9 protein-coding genes are annotated in these 11,569 nt (G+C 50.8%); 6 read left to right on the top strand and 3 right to left on the bottom strand.

Annotated elements, in window-relative coordinates:
- Window positions 1-4: 4 nt before the first annotated feature.
- A complete protein-coding gene (locus tag ACPEPR_RS06675) occupies window positions 5-502 on the bottom strand; it encodes a thioesterase family protein (RefSeq protein WP_034597877.1) in 498 nt (165 codons plus the stop codon).
- A gap of 108 nt (window positions 503-610) precedes the next feature.
- Between ACPEPR_RS06675 and hemB the strand changes: the two genes are divergently transcribed.
- Both hemB and thiO read left to right on the top strand, forming a co-directional pair.
- Window positions 611-1,624 carry a porphobilinogen synthase gene (gene hemB, locus ACPEPR_RS06670; protein ID WP_005179750.1) on the top strand — a complete coding sequence of 338 codons (1,014 nt, stop codon included), beginning with the start codon at window positions 611-613 and terminating at the stop codon, window positions 1,622-1,624.
- A gap of 16 nt (window positions 1,625-1,640) precedes the next feature.
- Window positions 1,641-2,765: a glycine oxidase ThiO gene (gene thiO / locus ACPEPR_RS06665; protein WP_423562185.1), complete on the top strand. Its 1,125-nt coding sequence runs from the start codon at window positions 1,641-1,643 to the stop codon at window positions 2,763-2,765.
- A 62-nt stretch (window positions 2,766-2,827) separates the two neighbouring features.
- Here the strand turns inward: thiO and ACPEPR_RS06660 are convergent, their stop codons facing one another.
- Window positions 2,828-3,277 (bottom strand): ABZJ_00895 family protein, encoded by a 450-nt coding sequence (locus tag ACPEPR_RS06660; RefSeq protein WP_168408715.1) that lies wholly within the window; start codon window positions 3,275-3,277, stop codon window positions 2,828-2,830.
- Between the two features lie 407 nt (window positions 3,278-3,684).
- On the opposite strand from ACPEPR_RS06660, the gene ACPEPR_RS06655 reads away from it, so the two are divergent.
- From ACPEPR_RS06655 to ACPEPR_RS06645, 3 genes are read left to right on the top strand one after another with little or no spacing between them, the layout of a single operon-like run.
- Window positions 3,685-4,935 (top strand): exonuclease SbcCD subunit D C-terminal domain-containing protein, encoded by a 1,251-nt coding sequence (locus ACPEPR_RS06655; RefSeq protein WP_180056369.1) that lies wholly within the window; start codon window positions 3,685-3,687, stop codon window positions 4,933-4,935.
- A gap of 9 nt (window positions 4,936-4,944) precedes the next feature.
- Entirely contained in the window at window positions 4,945-8,550 is a 3,606-nt protein-coding gene (locus ACPEPR_RS06650) for an AAA family ATPase (protein WP_423562184.1), read from the top strand.
- Between the two features lie 3 nt (window positions 8,551-8,553).
- Window positions 8,554-9,651, top strand: a complete 1,098-nt coding sequence (locus ACPEPR_RS06645; protein WP_423562183.1) for an acyltransferase family protein — start codon at window positions 8,554-8,556, stop codon at window positions 9,649-9,651.
- 45 nt (window positions 9,652-9,696) lie between these two features.
- On the opposite strand, the gene ACPEPR_RS06640 is transcribed toward ACPEPR_RS06645, so the two are convergent.
- Entirely contained in the window at window positions 9,697-10,383 is a 687-nt protein-coding gene (locus tag ACPEPR_RS06640; RefSeq protein ID WP_168397492.1) for a YggS family pyridoxal phosphate-dependent enzyme, read from the bottom strand.
- A gap of 123 nt (window positions 10,384-10,506) precedes the next feature.
- Here ACPEPR_RS06640 and ACPEPR_RS06635 point away from each other — a divergent pair, with 123 nt between their 5' ends.
- Window positions 10,507-11,544, top strand: a complete 1,038-nt coding sequence (locus ACPEPR_RS06635) for a type IV pilus twitching motility protein PilT (protein WP_005179768.1) — start codon at window positions 10,507-10,509, stop codon at window positions 11,542-11,544.
- Window positions 11,545-11,569 lie beyond the last annotated feature (25 nt).

Genomic DNA, 11,569 nt, shown 5'->3' with positions numbered 1-11,569 from the left:
TGGATTAATAAGCATAAGACGCAATTGCAGTGGCAATGGCTTTATGTTCATCATTGACCAAAGTCATGCGCATGGTACAGCCTTTACGGCCCAAACGCAGGGTTTCAGCACGGGCCGTAAAATATTTGCCTCGCCCCGGCGCCAGATAATCCACCCGCATATCCACCGTGGCCAATCGGGTCACTTTCTTGATGGTATCAGGTAACTGCTCCGGCTCGGTGCGCTTATACAGCTCGCCCATCGCCACAATCCCGCCCACACTGTCCAGAATTGTCGCAGCAACCCCGCCATGTAAAATCTGGAAAGCCACATTGCCAATCAGCTGCGGCTGCATCTCGATATAGGCTTCAATCTGCTGATCCACCACGCGCATCTGCATGCCGTTATGCTTGAAAAATGGTGAACTGTTAAAGGCCTGACACAATTGCTGTAAGACGACATCAATATCTACTTTCGAACCCAAATGAATGCCTCCGGTCCACTTTTTTGCCATATCGCTCATAAATTGGCCAATTACCTTAAATTGAGAAAAAACGCATGTATTTTGCCCCACAATCCTGTTTATGGGTCTACAATATTGCCTAGTTTAATACTGATCAGTGAGATTGTTATGACTTATACGTTCAATCGTCCCGCATTTCCTGCCACTCGTATGCGTCGTATCCGTAAAAATGACCAGCTACGTGCCATGGTGCGAGAAACCCAGCTCACGGTTGATCATCTCATTTATCCAGTATTTGTTTTACCCGGTCAGAACCAGACCCAAGATATTCCAAGCATGCCCAACATTCAGCGCCTGTCGGCCGATCTGCTGCTGAAAAAAGCCGAACGCCTGCTGGAACTGGGCGTGTCTAAACTGGCGCTGTTTCCGGTCACCCCACAAGAAGATAAAAGCCTGACCGCCGAAGCCGCCTGGCGCGAAGATGGCCTGGTACAAAGCACGGTCCGTTTACTGAAAAAAGAACTCCCGGAGATGGTGCTGATTACCGACGGCGCCCTCGATCCGTACACCACTCATGGTCAGGACGGCATTATTGATGACAGCGGTTATGTGCTGAATGATGAAACCGTAGCAGCCTTAATCAAGCAATGCTTAAGCCATGCCGAAGCCGGTGCCGATGTGGTGGCACCAAGTGACATGATGGATGGCCGTATTGGTGCTATCCGTCAGGCACTGGAAGCACAAGGTCATATCTATACCAACATCATGGCTTACTCGGCCAAATATGCTTCCAGCTTTTATGGCCCGTTCCGTGACGCCGTCGGCTCGGCCAGCAATTTAAAAGGCGGCAATAAATACAATTACCAGATGGATATTGGCAACCGTGCAGAAGCGCTGCATGAAATCGCGCTGGATATTCAGGAAGGCGCCGACATGGTCATTGTCAAACCAGGTATGCCATATCTAGATATTGTCCGTGAAGTCAAAGATACCTTTGCTGTGCCAACCTTTGTTTATCAGGTCAGTGGCGAATACGCGATGCTGGCTGCTGCCATTCAAAATGGCTGGTTATCCGACAGCGTGATCATTGAATCGCTGATGAGCTGCCGCCGTGCCGGTGCCGATGGGATCTGGACCTACTTTGCAGAAGAAGCCGCACTCAAACTCAAAGACATGAAATAAGGATATTGCCACTGCAATGAAGCACATTGCCATGATTGGCGCCGGCATTAGTGGACTGATGTCGGCGCTGGAGCTATTGGAACAGGGCTGCTCGGTCAGTATTTTTGATCAGCAGCAATCCGGTCAGGCCGCTTCCTGGGCCGGTGGTGGTATTCTCTCTCCAATGTATCCGTGGCGTTATCCGGCAGCGGTAAATGTGCTGGCGCAATCGGCCAAGACTGAATATCTGCGCTGGAATGCTAAACTTCAGCCTGACACCGGCATTGATTTTCAGATCCATGAAACCGGTATGCTGATTTTTGATGAAAGCGATTTTGACATCGGTCTGAATTTCGCCGAGCAGTTTCAGCAACCGATGCAGCAGGCAGAGCATCTGCACAGCACCAAACTGCATCAACTGAATCCACATATTTCCGCCCAGTTCCAGCAGGCCATCTATTTCCCGCAGCTGGCCAATGTGCGTAATCCGCGTTTATTACAGTCAATTCTGTGCTATTTAAAGCAGCATCCACGGGTGCAGCTGTTTGAACACTGCCCGATTGAACGCCTAGAACTGCACGGTCAGCAAGTACGTGCCATTGTTGATCAGACCGGACAGCGTTATCAGGCCGATGACTATGTCTTGACCACCGGCGCCTGGTCAGCGCGCTGGGCCGAGCAGCTTGATGTACAGATTCCGGTACGTCCGGTACATGGACAGATGGTACTGTTTAAAACTCCTGAAAACTGGCTGCCCACCATGTGCATGAATCAAGTCATGTATCTGATTCCGCGTCAGGACGGCCATATTGTCTGTGGTTCCAGTATGGCAGAACAGGGCTTTGATACCCGTTTGAATGCCGATACCACGGCCAATATTCTGGAGGCCAGCTATGCCATGGTGCCAGCCTTAAAAGACCTGCCCATCATCAAGCAATGGGCCGGTTTACGCCCTGGCTCACCAGACGGCGGTATTCCCTATATTGGCTTGATGCCGGAGTTTGACAATCTGTGGGCCAATTTTGGCCATTTCCGCAATGGCTTATGTATGGCACCAGCCTCTGCGCGTTTGCTGCGTCAACTGCTATTGGGCCAGCCCCCAGATGTATCTCCGGAGGCTTATAGTCCCGCCCGTTTACAGCATGCTGCACTGGCCAGTTAAGATTGGAACAATTCCCCTACCCGAGACGAAGGGAAAATACGTCAGATGATTTAGCCCTGATGCTATGAACCAAACATTTTCGCCGCCATCCGCTGCGCCTGTTTGCCATAAAACCAGTACGTCAGCAGATACAGCGGAATGGCAATTAATAACCACATAATCACCACCACGCTTAAAAATTGCGGCTGCTGTAAATACAGCAGAAAATCCTGCCAGATGGTTGGGCTCTGACGGGAAAAAATCCAGATGCCGAGTAATAAAAAGGCCAGATTATAGCCCCAGAAAATCAGGCTAAAACCCAAGGTCAGCTTTTTACGCTCGGCCTGAGACGGTGCGCGCTGCTGCTGTTTTAAAAATTTAAACAGCACCCAGATCATGGCAACCAAGTAAGGCACTGCGGTTAAAATGCCGCCCACACCTGCCGGTAACAATGCAGCCAGTACCCCGCAGATACAGGTAAAGATCAGACAGAAAAATAAAAACCAGAGAAAATAACGTGTTAGAGAAATCATTAAACTGTCTACCTGAGCCATAAGCAACTAGTATAAAAAAAATTGATTTTTTTTGCATGATCCTGTCAACCGTTGTGCCCGAACAGGCGTTATATAGGGCACAAGCTTCATCTCCGGCGAATTTGTAACGGCATCCACAAATTTTTCGGGAAGCTTTGCTAAAGCAATAAGCGAATGTGAATCAAGTTTTTGTATAGCAGCCAAATGCTTTGTTCATCGCACTTTTTATTTGGCCGACGATTTATCATCACTCGAATCGTCGGCTTTTATTTGTCTGGCCTTTGCTGGTGAGCAGCACTCATCTTCAGGACAATAAAGATTAAACGTCAGCGTTTTCTATCGGTACAGAATTTTAAATTTCGCCCTCAGCTATAGTATGCTTGCCTAAAGCAAAACAGGTTGATGACATGGCAGTGCATTTTTTTCATACGTCAGATTGGCATTTGGGGCAATTTTTCCATAACCACGATCGTGAATATGAACATGCACAGTTTTTAGACTGGTTATTAGAACAAATCCAGGAAAAACAGCCGAATGCCCTGTTTATTGCCGGGGATATTTTTGATGTGATTAACCCGGCCTCCAGCGCGCAGCGCCAGCTGTACCAGTTTCTGGCCGATGCTCATGCCATTGCACCGCACATGCAAACCCTGATGATTGCCGGCAACCATGACTCCGGCTACCGCATTGAACAGGTGGAACCGTTGCTGGCCAAGTTTAAGGCCAAGGCGGTTGGGGTGATTCAGCGCAATGCCGACAACCAGCTGGATCTCGACCGTTTACTGGTACCAATTTATGATGCCGAAAATACGATTATTGCCTGGTGTCTGACCCTGCCGTTTTTGCGCACTGCGGAAATTACCGGACTGAATGAGCAGACCCAGAACGCCCAGAATGCGATTGCCTATTTACATCAGCAGTTGATTGCCGAAGCCAAACGCCGTAAAACGGAAGATCAGGCACTAATCCTGATGTCACATGCGCATATGCAAGGTGGCGAAACCTCAGATTCAGAACGGCCGATCATTATTGGTCATGAAGAAGCACTTTCCACTGCCCTATTTGATGATGTGATTGACTATGTCGCGCTGGGGCATCTGCATAAACCGCAAAAAGTCCAGCATCCACATATCCGCTATAGCGGCTCTCCAATTCCGCTGTCTTTTAGTGAAATCCAGTACAAGCATCAGGTGCTCGAGGTCAAGATTGACCCGCAGGCTGCGCCCGAACAGCGCCTGCAACTGGGCTCACTGCTGATTCCGCGCAGTGTACAGCTGCACCGTATTCGCGGCAGTCTGGATGAAGTGTTTCAGCAACTGAAAGCCCTCCCGCAAGGTACGGTGGAACGCATCTGCCAGCGTGATTATCTGGAAATTGAATACAGCACCGATGTACCACCACCGGTCGATTTACGCCAGCAGATTGAACAGACCTTACCGGAACAGCGCTATCGCCTGTTACGCATTTGCCGGGTCTACACCCCACAGGAAGATCAGGCCGCAGATCAGTCCAAAATTGATCTGGCCCCGCCCACACCGGACAGCTTATTCAAACAGTTGTGGAGCAAAATGGGCTATCAGCCGGATGCCTCGGTCGAGCGAGATTTTATGCAGCTGCTGATTGAAGCGCAGCATAGCCTTGAACAAGAACAGCCATAAGGATCAGACATGAAAATTTTACGTTTAAGTCTGAATAATCTGGCTTCTATTGCCGGCACCCAGGACATCAACTTTGAAAGCGCACCGCTGGCTCATGCCGGCCTGATTGCGATTACCGGAAAAACTGGGGCCGGTAAATCGACCCTGCTCGATGCCATGTGTCTGGCGCTGTATGACCAGATTCCGCGCTTAAACGGCGCTGCCGGGGCGCTTAAAGATGCCAGCGGTCAGGGCATCTCGATTAAAGATTCTAAAAATATTCTGCGCCGCGGCTGTACCCAAGGCTTTGCCGAACTGGAATTTATTGCGCTGGATCAAAAGCGTTATCTGGCACGCTGGGAAGTGCGCCGCGCCCGTAACAAGGTCGATGGCAATTTAAAAGTCGAACGCGCGATTACCGCTGTGGAAGATCAGCGCGTGCTGACCCAGAAAATTTCGGAATGCACCCCGACTGTTGAAAAGCTGATTGGGCTGAGTTTTGAGCAGTTTACCCGCGCCGTCTTGCTGGCCCAGTCTGAAGTGGGTGCGTTTTTAAAGGCCAAAGATCAGGACCGCGCCGACTTGCTGGAATATCTGACCAATTCCCATATTTTCAGTCTGGTCAGTCAGAAAGCCTTTGAAAAAATCCGCCAGATTCGCAGCGAAAAAGAACAGTTACAACAACTGATGGGGCATATTGAGTTGCTTAGTGATGAGCAGCTACAAGCCCTGCAACAGCAGCATGCCCAGAGCAAACTGAGTCTGCATGAAAAACTGCAAAGCGAAAAACTGCTGTTGAATGATTTAAGCTGGTACAAGCAGCAACATCGTCTGCACAGTGAAATTCAGGCCAAAAAAGAATTTTATCTGGTGCAGGTCGATGCCAACCAGAAAATGCAGCCGCAGCGTGACCTGCTGGCGCAGCTGGACCAGTTTCAGGAAATCCGTGAACAGTATCTGCAGCAGCGCCAGCAACAGTTGCAACAGCAACAGCTGGCGCAGCAACTTGAGCAATTCCAGCCGGAATTTCAACACTGTGAACAGCAGCATCAGCAGGCACAGCAGCAGCTGGAACAATTGCAGCACAGCGCGCAACAACAGCAGAAAGAACAGCTACAGTTACAACCCGTGTTAGAACAGGCACTACAGCTGGATGGCCAGATTGAGCATCTGATTCAGCGCTATAAAGAAGCCGATGCCCAGCTGAAACAGATTCAACATGAAAAAATTACGCCACTAACCACCCAGCAGCACGGCCAGCAACAGCACTTACAGCAGTTGCATACGCATTTAGAACATCTGGAACAGCAATCGGTCCAGCATGCCTTTCTGGCAGTATTTGACCGTGAGCCGCACAGTATTTTGCAACGCTTGCAGCAATTTCAGAAACTGCAGCAACAGCTACAGCAGCAGGCACCGGCACATGCGCACAGTTCACTGGCCCAGTTGCAACAGCAGCTAGATGATGTAAAACAGCAACAGGCCGATGCGCTCCAGCAGGCCGGCTCAATGGCTGAACTGGAACAGCAAGCCACAGAACTGGAACAGCAGCAGGTACAGCACCAGCAACACAGCCAGCAGCTGGAACAAGCCCTGTTCCTGTTACAACACATGCTGAACGAGCAGCAGGAACAGCAGCAATTACAGCAGCACATGACCCAGCTTCAGGCCGAGCTAAGCAGCTTGCAACAGGCGCAAACTGAAGCACAGCAGCACTACCAGAATGCCCAGACGGCACGTGAACAGCTGGAACAGATTTTTGCCCAGCAGCGTTTATTGCAGGCACAAAGTGTGCAGGAGTTGCGTCAGCAGCTGCAAGCAGAACAGCCGTGTATGGTCTGCGGTAGCACTGAGCATCCATTTGTCAGTCATCAGGATTTGCTGGAATCTGCACTGCAGTCGGTGCAGGACACCCAGTTACAACAGGCCCAGCAGCAGGAACAGCAGTGCCAGCAGCAGCTCCAGCAATTACAATTGCAACATTCCAAACAGCAAACCCTGCTGGAACAGAAACAGCTACGCTCTAGCCAGCTTCAAGACAGTGTGCAACAGAAACTGCAGCAGGTTCAAAAGCTCAGCCCAAGCACACAGCTGGATGATACAGCACACGATCTGACCGCCTTGCAGACCACACTGCAACACAAGCTAAATCAGCAGCAACAGCAGTTACAGCAGCTAAAAACTCGCCAGCAACAGCTGAAAAGCCAGACCCAGCAGCTGCAACATTTGCAGCAACAGATTCAGTCCCTGCAGTTACTCTGTCAGCAATTCCAGCAGCTGGAACAACTGATTGAACCGGTTACCCAGGCACTGGAACCGGCCCAGCAAGCGCAATGGGCAAACCAGGCCGAGATGTGTCAGACTCTTATTGCCCTGCTGAGCAGCCGGACTCAATACCTGCAACAGCGCGAGCAATGCCTGCAACAGCAGCAGGAATTACAGCGCCAGATCAAAGACGGCGAACAGCAACTACAGTTCTATCAGCAGCAACAGCAACAGCTGAGCAATGACCTTACCCATGCACAAACTCAAGGCAGCCAGTTGCGCCAGCAGGTACGTGATCTCAGCCAGCAACATGCTGGACAGGTGCTGGATACCGGCAAAGCCTGGCAGCAGCTGTTACGAGAGCAGCAGCAACAACTCCAGCAGCAGGTAGAACAGCAACACCTGCACTGCCGTCAGCTGGAACAGCAATTCCAGCAGGCGCAGCTGAAACAGCAAGACCTGCATACACGCCAGCAGCAGCTTCTGGAAAGTGTACAGCAGCTACAGCACAACATTCAGCAGTGGCAAAGCCAGCATCCACAGTTCACTGCCGAGAAGATTGAGCAGTGTCTGGGTATTGATCTGGCCAGCTGGCAGGCCATGCGTCAGGCCATCCAGCAACAGCAGCAAGTCATGCTCAGTGCACAAAGTGCGCTGGATGTATTGCAGGAGCAATTCCAGCAGCATCAGGCCCAGCAACCAACTGCCAGCTATGATGAGGTGACCACCCAACTGGAACAGCTGGAACAAGAAAAAAACAGCTTGCAGGAGCAGTTTAACCAGCTGGAAACCCAGTTACGCATGCAGCAACAGGCGCAGGCACAACTGTCCAAATTCCAGAGCCAGATTGAAAAAATTCAGGCTGAAGAATATCGCTGGGGCCGGATTGCCGATTTAATTGGCAGCAAGGAAGGCACCAAATTCCAGAAAATTGCCCAGGAACATCATCTGGATATTCTGGTGGAACATGCCAACCAGCAACTGCAGCCACTGGCACCGCGTTATCAGCTACAACGTATTCCCAACAGTCTGGGCCTCGCGATTCTGGATCATGACATGAATGGCGAAATCCGGCCGGTACTGTCTTTATCGGGGGGTGAAACCTTCCTGGTATCACTGGCGCTGGCACTGGCCATTGCCAATATGGCCTCCGGCTCCATGAAACTGGAATCGCTGTTTATTGATGAAGGCTTTGGGACGCTCGATCCGGCCTCGCTACATATGGTGATGAACGCACTCGACCGGCTGCAAAGCCAGGGCCGTAAAGTGGTGCTGATTTCCCATATTCAGGAAATTCACGAACGGATTCCGGTCCAAATTCAGGTCAAACCAATTGGTGCTGGGGCCAGTACCCTGCAGATCGTAGGCTAGACCATGTTCTGGCACTATCGTCCGCTCTCGCCGCAGCTCAGCCTGCAGCTGGAAAGCCTGCGCGGATGGAGTGCCATTCTGGTGCTGTTCAGCCACTGTTTTCAGGCCTTTATTGGTCCGCTGGATCAGACCTTGTATTCGGGTGTGCGTCTGCTCGGACAAGCCGCAGTGATGATGTTCTTTGTTCTAAGCGGCTATCTGATTGGACATTCCATCCGTCACAATATCCATCGCCATCGACAGTTTTCAGGCTTGGCCTATAGCCGGCAACGCTGCCAGCGTATTCTGGGACCATTTTTATTTGCCATGTTGCTGACCTTGTTATTGTATGCACTGGCGCCCTACTTTTTTGCGTCCGGCTCCCGTGGCATTGAGGCGGGTCACAGCTTTATGATCCGGCACAGCTATGACATTAGCGCAGCCGATTTTCTCGGTTCGCTGTTTTTCGTTAATGGTTTTGTAACGCCGACGGTATCGGCCAATGCTGCCCTCTGGAGCCTGAGCTATGAGGTCTGGTTTTATGTTCTGGCCGGTTGTCTGGTGACATTCAGACCTGGGAGCATCCTGCTGTTTTTAACCCTGCTGCTTGGCTTAAGCCTGCTCAATATCCAGTTCCTGATTTATTTTCTGGTCTGGTTGTTGGCTTTTGCTTTTGCCAGTCCGGCATGGAGCAAACAGATTCCAGCCGCCCAACTGCACTATTTTAAATCCGGTTTTCTGCTCTTGGCGCTGCTGATTGCCCTGTTTGATGCCAACCAGTTTCACTCCATTTATCTGGCGCAGTACTATACTGGCGAAAATTTCAGGCTGTTTAACCTGTGTATCGGGATTGCAGCGGCCTGCTGGCTGCTACAACTGGCGCGTGGTGAACGGCAGATTCAGGTGATCTGGCCGGCTTCCGCGCAGTTTTCCTATACCCTGTATATCACCCATTTCCCGTTGCTGATTTTTATCCTGGGCTGTTTTCCGTTTACGCTGCAGCACGGTTTAGGAGTAGCTCTGCTCAGCCTGATTATCACAATGGCGGTGCTGATTGGTTTTGCCTGGCTGGTGGCGCAAAAACTGGAACCACCGCGCCGGATTGAACGGCACTTGTCCTAAGCGGGCTGTGGTACCAAAGAACAAGCTGAATATTGTGATGCAGCGTTATTTCGAATAATCGCGCGCACCAAATAAAGCTGTGCCAATCCGCAGCATGGTCGAACCTGCGGCAATTGCTGCATTTAAATCACCGGACATGCCCATACTTAACGTATCCCAATCTGCAGGCTGTGCATGTTGCGCCTTGACCGTATCAAACAGTTGTTTGGCATCCTGAAATGCTGCGGTGTTATCTGGTGCCGGAATCACCATCAGGCCACGTAAACGTAAATTCGGCAACCGACTGATCTGCTCGACCAGCGCCGGTACTTCGGCAGGGCTACAGCCATCTTTGCTATCCTGTCCATCAATATTGACCTGCAGGCAGATATTCAGTGGCGCCTGCTGATCGCTGCGCTGATTGGACAAGCGCTCAGCAATAATCAGCCGGTCTACCCCATGCACCCAGGCAAATTTTTCAGCCAGATGCTTGGTTTTGTTGCGCTGCACATGGCCAATAAAATGCCACTCAATGTCTAAATCCTGCAGTGCCTCAATTTTTTCCAGCGCTTCCTGTAAATAGTTTTCGCCAAAGGCTCGCTGTCCGGTCTGGTACATTTCCTGCAACACAGCACTCGGATGGGTTTTGGAAACCGCCAGCAGCTGGACCTCTGCCGGGTCACGCTGCGCCTGCTGACAGGCATGCTGAATTTGTTCTAACACATGTTGACGCGATTTTTGCAGGCTATTCATTGATGCGGTTCTCATTTTCATTCATCTTTTTTACTTTGCCCTCGTGCTAGGTGTTGGTTAAGCTGAGGGAAAGCCGTATTATTCTAACAAAATAATTAAGATTTATATGATCTCGGGGAACTTATGGATATTACAGAACTATTGGCCTTTTCGGCAAAAAATGGGGCATCGGATTTACACCTGTCGGCAGGCATGCCGCCACTGATTCGTGTGGATGGTGAAGTACGCCGCATCAATTTGCCCGCCTTGGAACATAAAGAAGTCCACAAGCTGGTCTATGACATCATGAACGACAAACAGCGCCGTGATTATGAAGATAACCTGGAAACTGACTTCTCGTTTGAAGTCCCGGGCGTGGCGCGTTTCCGTGTTAACGCATTTAACCAGAACCGCGGTGCAGGCGCGGTGTTTCGTACCATTCCCTCTAAAGTGCTGACCATTGAAGATTTGGGAATGGGTCAAATCTTTAGAGATATCTGTGACTATCCACGTGGTCTAGTGCTGGTCACGGGGCCGACGGGTTCGGGTAAATCCACCACCCTGGCGGCGATGATTGACTATATCAATGACAATCGCTATGACCACATCCTGACCGTGGAAGACCCGATTGAATTTGTGCATCAGTCTAAAAAATGTCTGGTCAACCAGCGTGAAGTGCATCGTGATACCCACGGCTTTAATGAAGCACTACGTTCGGCGCTGCGTGAAGACCCGGATATTATTCTGGTCGGTGAGATGCGTGACCTGGAAACCATCCGTTTGGCACTTACCGCGGCAGAAACCGGTCACCTGGTCTTTGGTACCCTGCATACCACCTCGGCGGCAAAAACCATTGACCGTGTGATTGACGTCTTTCCGGCCGAAGAAAAAGATATGGTGCGTGCCATGCTGTCTGAATCTTTACAGGCGGTCATTTCACAAACCCTGCTCAAGAAAAATGGCGGTGGCCGTGTGGCGGCGCATGAAATCATGATCGGGATTCCGGCCATCCGTAACCTGATTCGTGAAAACAAGGTTGCACAGATGTACTCGGCCATTCAAACCGGTGCCAACTACGGCATGAGTACGCTGGACCAGAGCCTGAAAGCCCTGGTCAGCCGTGGCGTGATCAGTCCACAGACCGCGCGTACTGTGGCGAAACAGCCAGAATCGTTCCTCTAATCGTGTGCAGGAAGCCAGGACAGCG

The sequence above is a fragment of the Acinetobacter sp. AND/436 genome (genome assembly GCF_049546925.1).
Taxonomy (GTDB): Bacteria; Pseudomonadota; Gammaproteobacteria; order Pseudomonadales; family Moraxellaceae; genus Acinetobacter; species Acinetobacter indicus.
The sequence above is the reverse complement of the archived record's forward strand: the minus strand, read 5'-3'. Positions and strand labels throughout refer to the sequence as shown.

Bases quoted from the DNA above. Each gene is read 5' to 3' on its own strand.
- ACPEPR_RS06640 (WP_168397492.1), bottom strand. From the start codon at position 10,383: ATGAATAGCCTGCAAAAATCGCGTCAACATGTGTTAGAACAAATTCAG.
- ACPEPR_RS06645 (WP_423562183.1), top strand. From the start codon at position 8,554: ATGTTCTGGCACTATCGTCCGCTCTCGCCGCAGCTCAGCCTGCAGCTG.
- thiO (WP_423562185.1), top strand. From the start codon at position 1,641: ATGAAGCACATTGCCATGATTGGCGCCGGCATTAGTGGACTGATGTCG.
- ACPEPR_RS06650 (WP_423562184.1), top strand. From the start codon at position 4,945: ATGAAAATTTTACGTTTAAGTCTGAATAATCTGGCTTCTATTGCCGGC.
- ACPEPR_RS06635 (WP_005179768.1), top strand. From the start codon at position 10,507: ATGGATATTACAGAACTATTGGCCTTTTCGGCAAAAAATGGGGCATCG.
- ACPEPR_RS06660 (WP_168408715.1), bottom strand. From the start codon at position 3,277: ATGATTTCTCTAACACGTTATTTTCTCTGGTTTTTATTTTTCTGTCTG.
- ACPEPR_RS06655 (WP_180056369.1), top strand. From the start codon at position 3,685: ATGGCAGTGCATTTTTTTCATACGTCAGATTGGCATTTGGGGCAATTT.
- hemB (WP_005179750.1), top strand. From the start codon at position 611: ATGACTTATACGTTCAATCGTCCCGCATTTCCTGCCACTCGTATGCGT.
- ACPEPR_RS06675 (WP_034597877.1), bottom strand. From the start codon at position 502: ATGAGCGATATGGCAAAAAAGTGGACCGGAGGCATTCATTTGGGTTCG.